The 15,540-nt window shown below is 64.1% G+C and carries 14 protein-coding genes; 1 reads left to right on the top strand and 13 read right to left on the bottom strand.

Going from position 1 to position 15,540, the window contains the following annotated elements; genetic code table 11:
* Positions 1 to 59: 59 nt before the first annotated feature.
* The 6 genes from RLN94_RS06490 to RLN94_RS06465 all read right to left on the bottom strand — a co-directional run bounded on the left by RLN94_RS06490 (position 60) and on the right by RLN94_RS06465 (position 7,252).
* Positions 60 to 1,262 (bottom strand): aromatic ring-hydroxylating oxygenase subunit alpha, encoded by a 1,203-nt coding sequence (locus RLN94_RS06490; RefSeq protein ID WP_350129192.1) that lies wholly within the window; start codon positions 1,260 to 1,262, stop codon positions 60 to 62.
* Positions 1,263 to 1,272: 10 nt separating this feature from the next.
* Positions 1,273 to 3,333: an oxidoreductase gene (locus RLN94_RS06485; RefSeq protein ID WP_350129195.1), complete on the bottom strand. Its 2,061-nt coding sequence runs from the start codon at positions 3,331 to 3,333 to the stop codon at positions 1,273 to 1,275.
* 68 nt (positions 3,334 to 3,401) lie between these two features.
* Entirely contained in the window at positions 3,402 to 4,457 is a 1,056-nt protein-coding gene (locus RLN94_RS06480; protein WP_350129198.1) for an ABC transporter substrate-binding protein, read from the bottom strand.
* Between the two features lie 17 nt (positions 4,458 to 4,474).
* Positions 4,475 to 5,587, bottom strand: a complete 1,113-nt coding sequence (locus RLN94_RS06475) for an ABC transporter ATP-binding protein (protein ID WP_350129201.1) — start codon at positions 5,585 to 5,587, stop codon at positions 4,475 to 4,477.
* Positions 5,588 to 5,600: 13 nt separating this feature from the next.
* Positions 5,601 to 6,395, bottom strand: a complete 795-nt coding sequence (locus RLN94_RS06470) for an ABC transporter permease (protein ID WP_350129204.1) — start codon at positions 6,393 to 6,395, stop codon at positions 5,601 to 5,603.
* Entirely contained in the window at positions 6,392 to 7,252 is an 861-nt protein-coding gene (locus RLN94_RS06465; RefSeq protein WP_350129207.1) for an ABC transporter permease, read from the bottom strand. The genes RLN94_RS06470 and RLN94_RS06465 overlap by 4 nt, the downstream gene beginning before the upstream one ends.
* A 145-nt stretch (positions 7,253 to 7,397) precedes the next feature.
* On the opposite strand from RLN94_RS06465, the gene RLN94_RS06460 reads away from it, so the two are divergent.
* Entirely contained in the window at positions 7,398 to 8,081 is a 684-nt protein-coding gene (locus RLN94_RS06460; protein WP_350129210.1) for a TetR family transcriptional regulator C-terminal domain-containing protein, read from the top strand.
* 3 nt (positions 8,082 to 8,084) lie between these two features.
* Here the strand turns inward: RLN94_RS06460 and RLN94_RS06455 are convergent, their stop codons facing one another.
* From RLN94_RS06455 to RLN94_RS06425, 7 genes are all read right to left on the bottom strand, one after another.
* Complete coding sequence (locus tag RLN94_RS06455; RefSeq protein ID WP_350129213.1) at positions 8,085 to 9,596, bottom strand: aldehyde dehydrogenase family protein; 1,512 nt, start codon at positions 9,594 to 9,596, stop codon at positions 8,085 to 8,087.
* A 23-nt stretch (positions 9,597 to 9,619) separates the two neighbouring features.
* Complete coding sequence (locus RLN94_RS06450; protein WP_350129215.1) at positions 9,620 to 9,964, bottom strand: cupin domain-containing protein; 345 nt, start codon at positions 9,962 to 9,964, stop codon at positions 9,620 to 9,622.
* A 57-nt stretch (positions 9,965 to 10,021) separates the two neighbouring features.
* Positions 10,022 to 11,320: a nucleotide disphospho-sugar-binding domain-containing protein gene (locus tag RLN94_RS06445; RefSeq protein WP_350129218.1), complete on the bottom strand. Its 1,299-nt coding sequence runs from the start codon at positions 11,318 to 11,320 to the stop codon at positions 10,022 to 10,024.
* Positions 11,321 to 11,346: 26 nt separating this feature from the next.
* Positions 11,347 to 12,480 (bottom strand): ABC transporter ATP-binding protein, encoded by a 1,134-nt coding sequence (locus tag RLN94_RS06440; protein ID WP_350129221.1) that lies wholly within the window; start codon positions 12,478 to 12,480, stop codon positions 11,347 to 11,349.
* Positions 12,477 to 13,283 (bottom strand): ABC transporter permease, encoded by an 807-nt coding sequence (locus RLN94_RS06435; RefSeq protein ID WP_350129224.1) that lies wholly within the window; start codon positions 13,281 to 13,283, stop codon positions 12,477 to 12,479. Before RLN94_RS06435 ends, RLN94_RS06440 begins: the two co-directional genes overlap by 4 nt.
* Positions 13,280 to 14,128: an ABC transporter permease gene (locus RLN94_RS06430; protein WP_350129228.1), complete on the bottom strand. Its 849-nt coding sequence runs from the start codon at positions 14,126 to 14,128 to the stop codon at positions 13,280 to 13,282. The genes RLN94_RS06435 and RLN94_RS06430 overlap by 4 nt, the downstream gene beginning before the upstream one ends.
* Before the next feature lie 111 nt (positions 14,129 to 14,239).
* A complete protein-coding gene (locus tag RLN94_RS06425) occupies positions 14,240 to 15,298 on the bottom strand; it encodes a polyamine ABC transporter substrate-binding protein (protein WP_350129231.1) in 1,059 nt (352 codons plus the stop codon).
* Positions 15,299 to 15,540 lie beyond the last annotated feature (242 nt).

Raw genomic sequence — 15,540 nt, 5'->3', positions numbered from 1 at the left:
TTGACCGACTGAACGTGAAGGCCGGGCCCGCAAGGACCCGGCCTTTTTCCTGTCCGGGTTCAGCCCCGGATCATCGCGAGATAGGTCCGGTAGAAGCCCCGGATCCCCCATTCCATCTCGGCCAGCGGGCCGGGGCGGAAATGGTAGGAGTTCACGCCTTCCTGGTTGTGCCGGATGATGCGCTCGTCATCGAGCGAGGTGACATGCCAGAGCCACGTCAAATCCTGCGTGGCATAGTCTTTCGGCTCCTCGGCATCCCCACGCACGAACCAGATCACCTCGATATCGGTCTCCTGCAGCCCGCGTGGCAGGAAGCGATAGCCCACCACGTGATCGGCGTAGACGAGAAGGTTGTTGAGCGGCCCGAGCTGAATGTCCGTCGCCCCGCCATCGAACCCGGTCAGGCTGCCCAACAGGGGCGCCAGCGGCGTGCCATCGCGGCTTCCGGTCTGGTAGCCTTCGTAGAGCGGATAGCGGCGATAATAGACATCCGCCCCCAGCCCCGCCGCGTTCGGCCCGGTTTCGTTCATGATGGTCGTCGGCAGGCCGATCCCTTCGGACCGTTTCTTTAGCGGCTCGACCAGTTTCTCCATGTCCTGCGGCGCCTTGAGCGTGTGAGACTTGGCATACTCCTGGTGCGAGGGGGCGCAGTGATAGCATTCCATGTAATTCTCCAGCGCCAGCTTCCAGTTGGCCGGCACCGGGTAAACCTCCTTGTGTGCGATCTTCAGGTCTTCCAGCCCGAATGGTTCGCACAGCGGCGCCAGCCGGTCGAGCCCCTTCTGGATCGGCGGCGGATCGTCGGCCGTGCAGACGAGGATCAGGCCCTGGAACACGATGACATGCGCCGGGAAGAGGCCGTAGTCGCCCGGATCGAACTCCTGTCCCATCGCCCGGCCCGAGCGCAACTTGCCCGACAGCTCGAACGTCCAGGCGTGATAAGGGCAGACGAACAGCCGTGCCTTCCCCTCCGGCTCGACACAGACGCGCGAGCCGCGATGCCGGCAGACATTGAGATGGGCGCGCACCTCCCCGTCGCGGTCGCGGACCACGATGATCGATTCCGGCCCATAGTCGAACAGGAAGTAGTCGCCCGGCTCGGGGATCTGGCAGACATGGCCGACCCAGAGCCAGCTTCGGTTCCAATAGGCTTCAATGTCGCGTTCGTAGATCTCGCGCGAGGTGTAGAATTCGCGCGGCAGCGCGAAGCCCTCCTCGGGTGACTGGATCAGGCGGGCGAATTCGTCGGTATGCTGCAACATGGTGCTGACCTCATCCTTCTATGGCTGTGATTTCACGACGGAAGTATTCCTGCTCGACCTCCTCGGGCAGACGTTCGAAGTTGCGGGCCGCGCGGTGGCCCGAATAGACGGCGTCGGCGATCAGCCCCGGCGCGGCGGCGTCGCCGATCAACTCGACATGGGACAGGTCGGGATGACCGCGCAGCTCGTCATAAAGGCTGGTCACGCGATCCCGCCGCGTCACCAGCAAAGCCGTGCCACAGTCGATCTCCGTCTTGCGCCCGGTATAGACACAAGTCAGACGGCAGGCGGAGGTTTCGACACCTGCAACGGCCTGCGCCGTCAGGATCGTCACACCCCGTTCCAGCAGGCTTTTCTGCACGCGGCCCTGTTCAAGCGTCAGCTCGGTGAAGGGAGAGACCATGTTGGCGGTCGTGACGAACGTCACCTCGTGCCCCTGATCCGCCAGTTGCGCGGCCAGCACACCGGCAAGATAGCCATGGTCGTCGTCGTAAATCACCAGCGGCCCCGGCCCGGGCTTGATGCCGTCCATCACGTCATCCGGCGTCATCACCATGGTCTCGTCGGCGATCTCTATCCCGAACCGGGCGGTGCGCCCCTGCCCGTCCCGCCGCCAGCGTGCGCCGGTGGCGAGGAACACGTTCGGCACGCCCAGTTCGAGCACCTCGTCCCGGCCCAGCGGGCTGTCGGTGAAGATATCGACATTGCCGCGCTGCTGCAGGTCGCCCAGGCGGTAATCCATCACCCGCCCCCATGCGGCCAGCCCGGTCAGACCGGCCTCGCGCCGCACCCGGCCGCCCAGCTCCTTCCCGGCCTCGGCCAGCGTCACGTGATAACCGCGCCGCGCAAGCTGCATGGCGCATTCCAGCCCGGCCGGGCCGGACCCCACCACCAGCGCCGCCTCTTCCCTGCCCTTCTTGCCGATCTTCTCGGGATGCCAGCCGCGGCGCCACTCCTCGCCCATCGTCGGGTTCTGGGTGCAGCGGATCGGCACGCCCTGCGAATCCGCCGAGACGCAGATATTGCAACCGATGCATTCCCGGATCTGGTCGATCCGCCCCTCCTCGATCTTCTTCGGCAGGAACGGGTCGGAGATCGACGGCCGGGCGGCACCGATCATGTCGAGCACGCCTTTGCGCACCAGCGACGCCATCATGTCGGGCGAGGTAAAACGGCCGACCCCCACCACCGGCTTGCTGGTGATCTGCTTCACGGCCTCGAGATATGTCGTCTGGTAGCCGTCTTCCGGCTGAAACCGCGTGGTCTGCGAGTCGTTGGGCCAGTCGGCGACGTTGACGTCCCACAGGTCCGGCAGTTCGGCCAGCAGTTCGACGACGCCACGCCCCTCTTCCTCGGTCTGCATCCCGTCGGCGCCCTGCATTTCGTCGATGGCAAACCGGAAGGCCACGCCGCACTTACCCTCTGCAATCTCCAGCGTGTCCTCAAGCAACTCCCGCGTCAGGCGCACGCGGTTCTCGAGACTGCCACCGTATTCATCCATCCGGTCGTTATGCTGAGGCAGAAGGAAATGATGCGGGATGGTCATGTGATGGCCGGCATAGACATAGATGATGTCGAACCCCGCCTTCATCGCCCGCCGCGCCGCATCGCGGTGCCAGCGGCGCAGGTTGCGGATATCTTCCTTGTCCATCGCCCGCGCCTGTGGCGCGAAGCCCGCGTCGATGACCGCATCGCTCGGCGCCAGCGCCGGCGCACGGCTTAGCAGGTTGGGCGCGTGGCTGCCGTTATGGGCCAGTTCGATCCCGGCCAGCGAGCCGTGCGCGTGGATCGCATCGGTCATCAGCCGCAGGCCGGGAATGTCGCGGTCATCCCACAGCCGCCCCTCGGCAAAGGGCGACAGATCCGAGGTCGGATGGATTTCCGTTTCCTGGTTGCACACCACGGCCCAACCGCCCTCGGCCTTCATGCCGCGCATGGCCGCCTCGGCCCGGGGCCGCTGGTAGCCCATGCCGTTGCAATGCGGCACCTGGTAGAACCGGTTGCGCGCGGTGACCGGCCCGATGCGGACCGGCTCGAACAGGATGTCATAAGGGGTCGCGCGGGTGGTCATGGGCGCCGTCATTCCTTGTCAGAAGTATCTATAGGGGGCGACATTGCCGCCCCCGTCTTTCTACAGGATCAGAAGCCCGATTTGATACGCTCGAATTCCTGAAGCATCTTGGCTTCAAGCTCGGGCTCCACCGCGTCGAAGAACAGGCTGTTGTCGAACAGCGCCTGCGGATCGTCGAAGCCGTAGGTCTTGATAAGCTCCTGGTCCGAGATTTCGAAGGCGTCCGAGTTGGAATGCGGATAGCCCCAGCTCTCGATGATGTACTTGCCGCTGTCCGGCTGGGTCAGCGCGTTCAGCATGTCATAGACCTGCTCCTCCGGCGCGTCGGCATTGGACAGGTGCACGTAACCGCAGACCCACGTGGCAATCCCCTTGTCCTCGCCGCGCATCATCTGGGCCGGCACCTCGTTCCAGATCAGGTTCAGCTCGGTCTGGTTCCATGCCCAGCCCGCGACCACCTCTCCCGACGCCAGCGCCTGGTCAAGCTGGCCGGCATCCGACCAGTAGAACCGCACATTGGGATGCACGGCGCGCAGGAAGTCCGAGGCCTTCTTGAACTCCTCGTCGCTCATGTTGGTGTAGTTGTCGGCCACACCCGCGCCCAAAGCGGCCATGGCATAGGCCGAGGAGGCCGCGTCGGGGATCGCGACCTTGCCCTGAAACTCGGGCTTGGTCAGCGATTGCAACGAAATCTCGTCCTCCGACACCTCGTCGGTGCGGTAGATCAGGCCGGTATTGCCCCATTCGAACGGCACCATCCATGTCTCGCCGTCAAAGGTGATCCCGTCGACCTCCTTGATCGTCGGCAGCATGGCGTCCCAGTTGTCGAGCTTCGAGGTGTCGATCGGCTGGATCAGGCCGGCCGCCGCCCATTTGCGCGTGGCGTCGGTGCAGGGGTGGGCAAGGTCGGCCTCGAACCCCGATTGCAGCTTGGTGAACGCCTCTTCCTGGCTACCGAAATAGGAATAGGTCGGCGCGCTGCCGTGCTTCTCGACATAGGCGCCGAAGAAGCCGGGGTCTTCATAGCCCGACCAGTCGAACACCGTCAGGTCCGAGCCTTCGGCGTTGGCGATACCTGCCCCAAGGCAGGCGGCGGCAGTTAGGGTAAGAGCCTTGTAGGTCATTTTGAAATCTCCCTGGATCATTGTTTTTCTGGGGTCTTGTCGCTGCCAAGGTCGATGACCGAGGCGTTTTGCACACCGATGAAAACCGCGTCGCCACGGGCGAAATCGACGGTGTGGAAATGGTTGGGCACGGCCACGGCGAGCGTCTTCTCCACGCCCGGCGCGCGCACGTGGTAATGCACGCTTTCGCCGTAGAAGGCGACGTTCTCGACCTCGGCCCTGAGCGTGGCGTCATAACCCGCCGGCACCTCTCGGGCGATCTCTAGCTGCTCGGGCCGGATGCCCAGCATCAGGTCGCGCCCCCGGGCGGTGACATTGGGGTTGCGCGCGACTGTCAGCTTGCCGAAGCCCGGCACATCGGCGCGGATCGCATCGCCGGATTGATCCGCGCTCTTGGCCGGCAGAAAATTCATCCCGCCGATGAAGGCCGCCACCTCGCGATTGGCGGGCCTTGCATACAGCGTCGCCGGCGCATCCACCTGTTCCAGCCGGCCGTTGAACATCACCCCGATCCGGTCGGACATGGTCATCGCCTCGTACTGGTCGTGCGTGACCATCACGAAGGTGATGCCGATGGATTGCTGCAGGCGCCGCAGTTCCAGCTGCATCGCCTCGCGCAGGTTCTTGTCGAGCGCCGACAGCGGCTCGTCCAACAGCAACACCTTGGGCCGCATCACCAGTGCCCGCGCCAGCGCCACGCGCTGTCGCTGGCCGCCCGACAGCTCGTCGGCCTTGCGGCCCTGCAGCCCGCCCAGCTCGACCATCTCCAGCGCCTCTGCGATCCGTGCCTTGCGGTCGGCTCGTGACAGGCCCTGCTTGACCAGCCCGAACCCCACATTGTCGCCCACGTTGAGATGCGGGAAGATGGCGTAGCTCTGGAACACCATGTTGGTCGGGCGCTTGTTGGCGGGGATATCCGCCATGTCCTGCCCGTCGATGCGCACGGTGCCCGCCGTCGGTTCCTGGAACCCCGCGATCATCCGCAATGCGGTGGTCTTGCCACAGCCCGACGGCCCCAGCAGCGAAAAGAACTCCCCCTGCTTCAGGCTGAGGTCGAGCTCGGTCACCGCCTTGAAGCTGCCGAAGGTCTTCTCGACGCCGGAAAGCTCGATGATCGGTTGGTCGGTCATGGATGATCTCTCCTCATGTCCGCCTGGCCGACCGGCGACGGAAATATTCGGCGGTGACGAGCAGCAGGACGGAAAAGGCCAGCAGGCACGAGCCCAGCGCCAACGTGTTGGGCAGCTTCGCCGGAAAGCGAATCTGGCTCCAGATATAGACGGGCAGCGTGGGCTGATCCCCGGCCAGGAAGAAGGCGAGGATGAACTCGTCGAACGAGACCGTGAAGGTCACCAGCAGGCTCGCCACGATGCCCGGCGCCACGATCGGCAGGGTCACACGGCGAAAGGTGCCGATCACCGTCTCGCCCAGGTCATACGCCGCTTCTTCCAGCGAGGGGTCGAACTCGTCGAAGGCCGATTTCATGATCGCCACGGCGAAGGGCACGGTCAGGAAGGTATGCCCGAGGATCACCGCGGTCAGCGATGGCTTCAGCCCGATCGACAGGAACAGCACGAGGAACGAGGACGCCACGATGATCCCCGGCACCACCAGCGGCAGCATCACCAGCGCCTCCGACATCTCGCGCCCGGTGAAACGATACCGCACATAGGCCCGCGCCGCGAACAGGCCCAGCGAGGTGGCCAGCACCGCGCTGACCCCGCCCACGATCACGCTGTTCAGCAGCGACCGCAAAAGCGCCTCCTGCCCCGCCAGTTCGGCATACCACTTGAGCGTGAACCCCTTGATCGGGAAGGCCACGATCGTGCCATCGTTGAACGAGAAGAGCGGCAGAAGCAGCACGGGCGTGTAGAGGAACACGAGGTACAGCACCGCATAGGCCGAAAGGCCGGGGAAGGATCGCAGAAAGCGGCTCATCTGATCCTCCGCGCCATCAGGTTCGACAGCAGCACGAAGCCGCCCGCCACCAGCCCCACCGCCAGCATCGCCATCAGCGACAGCGTGGCCCCCAGCGGCCAGTTGTTCGCCGCCCCGAACTGCACCTGGATCAGGTTGGCGATCATCTTGCCGTCCGACCCGCCGACCAGCGCGGGCGTCACGTAGTCGCCCACCGTCGGGATGAAGATGATAAGGCAGGCGGCGATGATGCCCGGCACCGTCAGCGGCAGGGTCACGCGCAGGAACCGCTCCAGCTTGGAACAGCCGAGGTCGGTCGCCGCTTCCAGCAGGCTCCGGTCGATCTTCTGCAGCGAAACATAGATCGGCATGATCGCAAACGGCGCCCAGGCATGGGCCAGCGTCAGCACCACCGCGACCTCGTTATAGAGCAGGAAGGTCAGCGGCTCCTCGATCAGCCCCACCGTCATCAGCGCGCTGTTCAGCACCCCGTTGAACCCCAGGATCAGCTTCCACGAGAACACCCGCAGCAGGTAGCTTGTCCAGAACGGGATCGTGATCAGCAGCAGCCACAGCGTCTTGTGCCGGGTCCGGAAGGCAATGAAATACGCGATCGGATAAGCCAGCGCTACGGTCGCCGCCGTCACCAGCCCGGCGATCCAGATCGAGCGGATCAGCAGATGCCGCACCAACGGGTCATCCAGCGCGAGGCGATAGTTCTCCCACGTGAAGGTCCGGTCGATGCTGACATAGGTCTGCGTCCAGAAACTGTAGACCACGAGGATGCCCAGCGGTGCGGCCACCAACAGGCCTACGTAAAGCGTCGCCGGCGCGCTGAGCGCCATCCCCTGCGAAGCCTCCGACCTGAGCGTGATCATGGTGTCCCGACATACCAGCTTGTAAAATGGACGATCGTCCATTTAAATTGCTGGTATTCCGTGATCCTGTCAATAGACTTGGTTAAGCCGGCTTGACCGCAACGCGCGTTAACCGGAAAATTATGAGCAGACAGAGGAGCTTGGTTTGCCCGACAGCAGTGACAGCGCCACAGAGGACTCCACCGGCCGACGGGCACAGCTGCGCGAAAGGAATCGGCAGGCGCTGATCGAAGCGACGCTGGATTGCGTGGCCGAGATCGGCTACGCCCGCACCTCGGTCAGCACGATCATCGACAAGGCCGGCCTGTCGCGTGGCATGATCCACCTGCATTTCAATGGCAAGGACGGGCTGATGGACGCGGCCGTTCAGCACGCCAGCGACCTCTACTACCAGAACCTATACAAGCTGCTCGACAAGGTCCGCCCCTCGGCCTGGCCGCAGGAGCGGATCGAGGCGGTGATCCGGTCGGACCTGAGCGAGACGATCCTGAACCAGTACAACGTCCGTATCTGGTACGGCTTCCGCGGCGAGGCGCGCGAGCGCAAGTCGATCCGGACCTTCAGCGACACCCGCGACAGCAGGTTGCGCGGCCTGCTGTTCGAGGCCTTCACGACGATCGCGGAGGCCTCCGGCGTGGATGACCCGGCACAGACCGCGCGCGATGCCGCCCATGGCACGCTGGCCTTTCTCGAAGGCATGTGGGCCGACTACCTGATCCACCCCGACGCGTTCGACCGGGACGAGGCCTGCCGCATCATCTTCCGCTTCCTGTCGGCCCTCTTCCCCGACCATTTCGACCTGACCGGCGCCCGGCCGGACGGGGCCTGAACGTCAGAAGCGCGAGCCTTCGGTGTTGCCGAACCATGCATCGGGATAGGGATACCACCAGTCCTGCACCTTCGGCTTCCAGTCGATCACGCCCATCTTGGTCTGCCGGAACGCATCGAGCCCCAGCCGCGACAACTCCCGCCCCAGCCCGGAATTCTTCCACCCGCCGAAGGGCAGCGCGTCGTTGTCGATAAGCGGGTTGTTGACCCAGACCATCCCGGCCTCGAGCCGTTCATAGGCCTCCATCGCCTCCTCGAGGCTGGTGGTGAAGAGGCTCGCGCCAAGGCCGAACTCGCTGTCATTGGCCTGGTTCAGCGCCTCTTCGAAGCTCTTCACCCGGCAGATGGCGGCCACCGGGCCGAACAGCTCTTCCCGCATGATATCCATTTCGGGCGTAACGCCGGTCAGCACCGTCGGCTCGTAGAACCAGCCGGTATTGCGCCCCGGCGGCACCCGGCCGCCGCAAACCAGCGTCGCGCCATCGGCCACTGCCCCGTCGACCAGCCGCACGACCTTGTCGCGCGCCTCCTCGCTCACCAGCGGGCCGATCTCCGACACCTCCATGCCATTGCCAACCCGCAGCTTGCGCGCCATGTCGGCCAAACCCTCGACGAACTGGTCATGCACCGCGTCATGCACATAGAACCGCTCAGTCGAGGTGCAGATCTGCCCCGACAGGTGGAACGCCGCCGTGGTCGCCCCCGCCACCGCCACGTCGAGCGGCGCATGGGAGGACACGATCATCGGGTCGCTGCCGCCCGCCTCGATAATGCAGGGCTTGAGCTGTTCGGCACAGGCCACGTTGACCTTCTTCGCCGTCGCCACGCTGCCGGTGAAGGCCACCACGTCGCTTTGCTTCGAGCGGATCAGCGCCTGCGCCGTATCGCCCCCGCCGGTGATGCAGGAGACGAGGCCGGCGGGCAGGTGCCGGAAATTCTCCATGAATTTCAGCGTGGAAAGCGAGGTCAGCTCCGACGGCTTGACCACGCAGGCATTGCCCGAGGCGAGCGAGGCCGCCACCGTCCAGCACATCAGCAGAATGGGAAAGTTGTAGGGCACGATGTGGACGCTGACGCCATAGGGGAAGTACCGCGCGAACTGGAACGAGCCCGCCTGCGTGGTACCGGGCAGCATGCCACCGGAGTCCCTGGCCATCTCGGCGAAGTAGCGGAAACAGCCGCCCACATTGGCGATCTCGCCCGTGGCCTCGGGGTAGGGCTTGCCCTGCTCCAGCACCATCAGCCGGGCGGCCTCTTCATGGTTGGCGGCGATGCTGTCGGCGACCTTGTGCAGATAGCCCGCGCGCGTCAGATCGTCCATCGAGCCCCACGCCTTCTGCGCCTCACGCGCCCGGCGCAGGATGTCCTCCGCCTCCTCCGGCGTGCCCATGGCGATGGCGCCTTCGCGGGCCAGCGTGGCGGGGTTGGTCACGTCATGCGTGCCGCCCCCCTGCCCTGCCGCGTGGTATTCGTTGCCATGAAAGAACTGGCGCCCGAACGGGTCGAAATCGGTCATCGTCATCCTTTCGGAATGTCGGGTCAGCGGATCATGTAGACCTTGCGCACCGTCTCGTGCACGCGGCAGGTGCCTTTCCAGTCCTGCTCGAAGAAGGCCACGGTGCCGGGGGTGATCTCGATCACCTCGCCATCGTCGCGGGTATAGGTCGCGCGGCCCTGCAGGAAGTGGCAGAACTCGTCACGCGTCACGTGGCAGTCCCAGTAGCCCGGCGTACAGATCCAGATGCCGCATTCGCTTTGCCCCTCGGGGCCCTTGTGCAACAGCACGCCCGAGGTGTGGGAATGCCCCTCGATCATCGTGGGGATCTCGCCCCAGTCGACGGTATCGGTGATCTCTTCGGGGTTGTGCAGTTTCGGTGTGGTCAAACTCGTCGCTCCTTGATGGGCGCCGGGCGCGGCATGGCGCGCCCGGTCGAACCCGTTTCAGCCGTAGGTTTTCTCAAGCAGATCGTTCAGATACTTCGCCGCCACCTTTGGCCCGCCATTGCCCTGCATGTGCTTGCTGGTCGCCTCGCAACGCGCCTTCACCTCGGCATCGTTGAGGCACTTCTCGATGTTCGCGGCGAACTCCTCGTCGGTCCAGTTCATCCGGTGCATCTTGAAGCCGTGGCCGGTTTCCTGCACCCGCGTCGCGTTGTCGTGCCCGTCCCAGACATAGGGCATGATGATCGCCGGCTTGCCGAAATAGAGGCACTCGGTGAAGCTGTTGTTGCCGCCGTGATGCACCACCGCATCGACCAGCGGGATGACCGAGGGCTGGGGATACCAGCTTGCCACATGCACGTTCTTCGGCATCGTGGCCTTGTCATACTCGGCCTCGTAATCACCCACGTTGACCAGCGCGCGATAGGGCTGCTTGCCAAGGAAATCGATGATCTTCTTGATCTGGTCGGTATCCCCAGCGCCAAGGCTGCCGAACGAGACGTAGAGCAGCGGCTTGTCGTTGTACTCGCCGAAATCCGGCACGTCATAGGGCTTCTCGGTCCGCACGCAGCCTTCGAGATACTTGAACCGATCGGGGTCGAGAGGCTTCTCGCGGTTGAACTTCACCGGCGCGGGGTAAAGCAGCAGGTTGAGGTAAGGGCTCTCCTCGAAGAATTCCCCGGTCGGGTACGGGTCTTCGCCGCAGGTCTTGAGGAACGCGTTGAAGTCGTCATGCACCGGCTTGATGACCTCGTTGAACTTCTTGTTGAACGCCTCGTGACAGGCGGTGTCGTTCTCGCCGCAGCCGGAAAGGTGCGGCGGGATCGCGGGGTCGCTCACCTCGTTTTCCGAGCAGGAGATGATGCGCACCCACGGCACACCGTATTGCTTGGTGGCGGGGTAGAGCACCACGTTGTCGATGCAGATCAGGTCCGGCTTGATCTCCTTCAGGATGCCCGGAAGCTCCTTCTCGGCCCATTTCGAGGTATCGACGATCGCCTCCCAGCATTCCTTCACATAGTTGTCGATCTGGTCATAGGGCGCGAGGTTGAAGTTGGGGATGTGCCCGTTGATGAAATCCGACCAGTATTTCGCCATCTTCTCGGGCGGCATGGGTTCGGACATGTTCACGTGATGCTCTTCGAAGCCGTAATCGGCAAAGACGCCCGTGAACCCCGGATCGGTGATGAAGACACAGCAATGGCCCATGTCGCGGCAGGCCTGTGCGATGCCCACCGAATTGAGCGCCGGGCCAAAGGCGGCCTCGGGGAAGAAGGCGATGGTTTTCTGGTCTGTCATGGAATGACCTCCTCTGTCGTGTTGGTTTATCTCTTGCTGTCCTCGGGCAGGATCAGCGCGTTCTGCGCCTGCCAGCCGACCTGGACCTTGTCGCCCACCTTGAAATCCGCCGCCCCCTCGGCCGCGGCCGACAGGCGGGCGATCAGGACCTGTCCGCCATCGCCCACGGCGATGTGCAGGCCGATATCCTGCCCGTGATAGGCGATGTCGGTCAGCGTACCGTCGAGCACGTTGTCGTGGGTCAGCCGTTCCGCTGCGGCGGGCGCCACCGTGAGGCGCTCGGGGCGCACCGCAAGACAGGCGCGGTCGCCCGTGCGCGTCTCGCCCTTCGACCGGCCGGTCAGCACCCCCAGGCCCTGAACGGCCACGCCTTCAACGCTGACTTCCCCGTCGAGGAAGTTCATCACGCCAATGAAATCCGCCACGAAACGGCTGTTGGGATGCTCGTAAAGCTCCGACGGGCTAGCACATTGCTTCACCTCGCCGTCGCGCATCAGGGCGATGCGATCGGCCATCACCAACGCCTCTTCCTGGTCGTGGGTGACGACAACGAAGGTGATGCCCACCTCGTGCTGAAGCCGCTTCAGCTCCAGCTGCATATGCTCGCGCAGCTTCTTGTCGAGCGCGGCCAGCGGCTCGTCGAGCAACAGGACGCGCGGCTCCTTCACCAGCGCCCGGGCCAGCGCCACGCGCTGCCTTTGCCCGCCTGACAACTGATCGGGCTTGCGGCTGGCATAGTCGGTCAGTTGCGTCGTCTCGAGAATACGGTCGACCCGAGACTTCAGTTCCTCCCCACGCACGCCCTCCATCTCCAGCCCGTAGGACACGTTCGCCCGCACGCTCATATGCGGGAAAAGCGCGAAGGACTGGAACATCAGGTTGATCGGCCGCCGGTTGGGGCGCAGCGGGGCGATATCCTTGCCGTCGAGCAGGATGCGCCCCTCGTTCAAAGTCTCGAACCCGGCAATCATGCGCAGAAGCGTGGTCTTGCCGCATCCCGAGGGACCGAGAAGCGCGAAGAACTCGTTCTCCTTCAGGTCCAGCGATATATCGTTCACCGCCGTGATCGCGCCAAAGCGCTTGGTGATACTCTCCAGCCGGATCACCGTCGCGGCCTCTTGCCCAGCCTCGGTCGGCATGGTGGCGCCATCCGTGCTCATTGACTGATCGCTTTCCTGTCGATGCGCTGCGAGATGAAGACGAGCGTGAAGCTGACCAGCATCACGATGGTCGCCATCGCGTTGATTTCGGGGGTCACGCCGAAGCGGATCATCGAATAGATTTGCATCGGCAAGGTGGTCGAGCCCTGCCCGGCCCCGGCGGTGAAATAGGCGATGATGAACTCGTCCACCGACAGGGTGAAGGCCAGAAGGCCGCCGGCCAGCACGCCGGGGAAGATCGCCGGCAGGGTCACGCGGCGGAACGTGGTCACCTCGCCCGCGCCAAGGTCGATGCTGGCCTCGACGATCGAGAAGTCGAAATTCCGCAGCCTTGTCCGCACCACGGCGCAGACGAAGGCGATATTGAAGACCACGTGGCTCATGATGATCGAATGCAGGCCCAGCGTGAAGTTGAGCGCCGTGAAGAAGGACAGAAGCGCGATGGCCAGCACGATATCGGGGATGATCATCGGCGCGAACAGAAGGGCCTCCATCGTGTTGTTGCGCCGCTGCCTCCGCTCGACCCCAAAGGCCAGCAGCGTGCCCAAGAGCGTGGCGAGAATGGTCGAGATCACCGCCACGATCACCGTATTCAGCGCCGCCCGCAGCACCGCGTCGTTCTGAGCCAGTTCGCCGTACCACTTGAGCGAGAAGCCGCCCCATGCCGTCGGCAGGCCCAGATCGTTGAAGGACAGCGCCATCAGCACGAGGATCGGCACGTAAAGGAAGGTATAGACCAGCCACAGGTGCCCGCCGAGGAACAGCTTGGCCGGATCGCGGCGGCGGGGGATGCGGGCGCTCATCGCGTGCCCTCCGCCGAGCGATTGACGGCGACGGCCTGTGCAAACAGCAGGCACATCATCACCCCGATCAGGATCAGCGAAAGGGCCGAGCCGAAGGGCCAGTCGCGCGCCTCGAGGAACTGGTCATAGATCAGGTTGCCCACCATCTGTACGCGCCCACCACCGAGCAGGTCCGGCGTGATGAAGTTGCCGATGGACAGCACGAAGACGAACACCGCACCCGCCGCGATGCCCGGCAGGGTCAGCGGCAGGATCACCCGCAGGAAGGTCTTGTAGGACGGCGCGCCGAGGTCTTCGGACGCCTCGGCAATCTCGGGGTTCAGGCGGCTGATCGAGGAATAGATCGCAAGGATCACGAAGGGCACGTAGTTGTAGACCAGCCCGGTCACCACCGACGCCTCGTTGTAGAGAAGCGGTAGCGCCTCGCCCACCAGACCGAAATCCAGCAGCGCCCGGTTGATCAGCCCCTCGCGGTTCAGCATCACGATCCACGCATAGGTGCGGATCAGGTAGTTGCTCCAGAACGGCAGCATCACGAGGAACAGGTAGACCGGCTGCCGCTGCGCCGGGGCGCGGGCGATGGCATAGGCCGCCGGATAGGCGATCAGCAGCGCGATCAGCGTGGCCGCGCCCGCGATCTTGGCCGATTTCAAAAGAATGGCGAGGTAAAGCGGGTCGAAGGCCCGGTCGAAATTCTCGAAGGTGAACTCGTAGACGATCCCGCCATACACGCCGCGCTCGAAGAACGAGTAGAGAAAGACCAGCAGGCAGGGCACGACCATGAAGAAGGTCAGCCATGCCAGCCCCGGCCCCACGAACAGGAAGGTTCGCAATCTCTGGTACACGTGCGCTTGGCCTTTCTCGGGCGGTCGGCTTCGATTACGCCGCCCCGACAGGCGGGGCGGCGCGGCAGGCGACCCCTTGGAGATGCACGGGCCGCCCTGCGTTACGCCGGCTTACTGGGCCGACATAACCTCGGTTTTCAGGCGGCTGTAATCCTTCTGGGCGTTGCCCACGTCGCGCAGCATCTCGTATTCGAGCATGTCGGCCGGATCCATGCCGAGGTTCGGATAGGTCTCGACCATCGAGGCATCCAGCGCCTCCATCGAGGCCTTGTTCGGCACCTTGTAGAGGATGTTCTCGACCACCCACTTGTGGGTGTCCGCGCCGAGGATGTAGTTGATGAACTGGTGCGCCGCTTCCTTGTTCTCGGAATTGGCCATCACCACCATCGTGTCGACCCAGAGGTCGGTGCCCTCTTCGGGGATGGTGTACTTGATGTCGGCATTCTCGGCGATGCCGTAGTTGCACCAGCCATCCCACGCATGCACGAGGCTCGCCTCGCCCGAGACCAGCTTGGAATAGAAGGTGGTGTCGTCATAGGCCAGCAGGTCCTGCTTGGCCGAGACCAGCAGGTCCTTCACCTCGGCCAGCTTGTCTTCCTCGGTGACGTTGACCGAATAGCCCTTGGCCAGCGCCGCGGCGCCGATCATCCAGCGGTCGGTCGACAGCATGGTCACCTTGCCGGCCAGGTCGTCGGAGGGGTCGAGCAGGTCCATCCAGCTATCCGGCTCTTCCGACACGAGGTCGGAACGGTAGCACAGGCCCGTGGTGCCCCAGGCGTAGGGCATGGAAAAATTCAGCCCCTCGTCATAGGACAGCTCGCGCGCCTCGGGGTAGAGGTTCTCCATGTTGGGCAGCATCGAATGGTCGAGCTTGGCCGCGATGCCCAGCTTGTCGAGCGCCTCGGCGAAGGGGGACGAGACGAAGATCACGTCATAGCCCTTGCCGCCCGAGGCGGTGACCTTGCCCATGATCTCCTCGTTCGTGGCGTGGTTGGCCACGTCGATCGAGATGCCGGTGTCGGCCTCGAACTGTTCCGCCATGTCGGCGGGCATGTAGCCGTCCCAGTTGGAAATCACGAGCGATTGCGCCGCCGCCGGGCCAAGGCCCAGCGCCAGCACCGCGGCGGGCGCGCCGGCCAGCAGTTTCTTGGCGATTGCCGTCTTTTTCATTGGTCCAATTCTCCCTGTGGTCGTTTCTTGTCGTCCCGGACCCGCCCCGCGCCGATGGCGCGAAAGGGCCCTTCCCGCCTGCTTTTGCTTCCGGATCTGTTGTCCGAATCCGCGGGTATAGACAAAATTGTATTTTTTTCTAAATTAGTACGTCAATGAAAATCGACTCAAGCCTGGGGCCGCGGCCCGGCTGCGGGGCGGGACATGGTGAAAATCTCGGCGGAATGAGGATGGAACGGCGA

Source organism: Roseovarius sp., assembly GCF_040223625.1.
In the GTDB taxonomy this organism is placed as follows: domain Bacteria; phylum Pseudomonadota; class Alphaproteobacteria; order Rhodobacterales; family Rhodobacteraceae; genus Roseovarius.
The sequence above is the reverse complement of the archived record's forward strand: the minus strand, read 5'-3'. Positions and strand labels throughout refer to the sequence as shown.

What these genes read in the sequence shown, in the direction of transcription:
- RLN94_RS06485 (WP_350129195.1), bottom strand. Translation starts at nt 3,333, where the DNA reads ATGACCACCCGCGCGACCCCTTATGACATCCTGTTCGAGCCGGTCCGC.
- RLN94_RS06435 (WP_350129224.1), bottom strand. Translation starts at nt 13,283, where the DNA reads ATGAGCGCCCGCATCCCCCGCCGCCGCGATCCGGCCAAGCTGTTCCTC.
- RLN94_RS06465 (WP_350129207.1), bottom strand. Translation starts at nt 7,252, where the DNA reads ATGATCACGCTCAGGTCGGAGGCTTCGCAGGGGATGGCGCTCAGCGCG.
- RLN94_RS06455 (WP_350129213.1), bottom strand. Translation starts at nt 9,596, where the DNA reads ATGACCGATTTCGACCCGTTCGGGCGCCAGTTCTTTCATGGCAACGAA.
- RLN94_RS06490 (WP_350129192.1), bottom strand. Translation starts at nt 1,262, where the DNA reads ATGTTGCAGCATACCGACGAATTCGCCCGCCTGATCCAGTCACCCGAG.
- RLN94_RS06425 (WP_350129231.1), bottom strand. Translation starts at nt 15,298, where the DNA reads ATGAAAAAGACGGCAATCGCCAAGAAACTGCTGGCCGGCGCGCCCGCC.
- RLN94_RS06480 (WP_350129198.1), bottom strand. Translation starts at nt 4,457, where the DNA reads ATGACCTACAAGGCTCTTACCCTAACTGCCGCCGCCTGCCTTGGGGCA.
- RLN94_RS06475 (WP_350129201.1), bottom strand. Translation starts at nt 5,587, where the DNA reads ATGACCGACCAACCGATCATCGAGCTTTCCGGCGTCGAGAAGACCTTC.
- RLN94_RS06445 (WP_350129218.1), bottom strand. Translation starts at nt 11,320, where the DNA reads ATGACAGACCAGAAAACCATCGCCTTCTTCCCCGAGGCCGCCTTTGGC.
- RLN94_RS06470 (WP_350129204.1), bottom strand. Translation starts at nt 6,395, where the DNA reads ATGAGCCGCTTTCTGCGATCCTTCCCCGGCCTTTCGGCCTATGCGGTG.
- RLN94_RS06440 (WP_350129221.1), bottom strand. Translation starts at nt 12,480, where the DNA reads ATGAGCACGGATGGCGCCACCATGCCGACCGAGGCTGGGCAAGAGGCC.